The sequence below is a fragment of the Streptomyces sp. NRRL B-1347 genome, from assembly GCF_000720325.1.
In the GTDB taxonomy this organism is placed as follows: Bacteria; Actinomycetota; Actinomycetes; order Streptomycetales; family Streptomycetaceae; genus Streptomyces.
Genome location: NZ_JOJM01000350.1, coordinates 1 through 213, shown reverse-complemented (window position 1 = coordinate 213; position 213 = coordinate 1). Strand labels below are relative to the sequence as shown.

General features: G+C 70.4%; 1 protein-coding gene. It reads left to right on the top strand.

Annotated elements, in window-relative coordinates:
- Positions 1 to 12: 12 nt before the first annotated feature.
- Positions 13 to 213, top strand: a 201-nt coding sequence (locus IG74_RS47525; RefSeq protein WP_037827779.1) for an acyltransferase domain-containing protein, incomplete at its 3' end; no start/stop codon positions are given.

Here is a 213-nt window from a genome sequence, read left to right as displayed (position 1 = left end):
GACTCCTCGCCGGTGTTCGCTGAGCGGGTGGGGGAGTGTGCTGCGGCGCTGGGGCCGTTGGTGGACTGGTCGCTCGTCGACGTCCTGCGGGGTGAGGTCGAGCCCGCGCTGCTTGAGCGGGTGGATGTGGTGCAGCCCGCGAGCTTTGCGGTGATGGTGGGGCTGGCTTCGGTGTGGGCGTCCGTGGGTGTGAAGCCGGATGCGGTGCTTGGG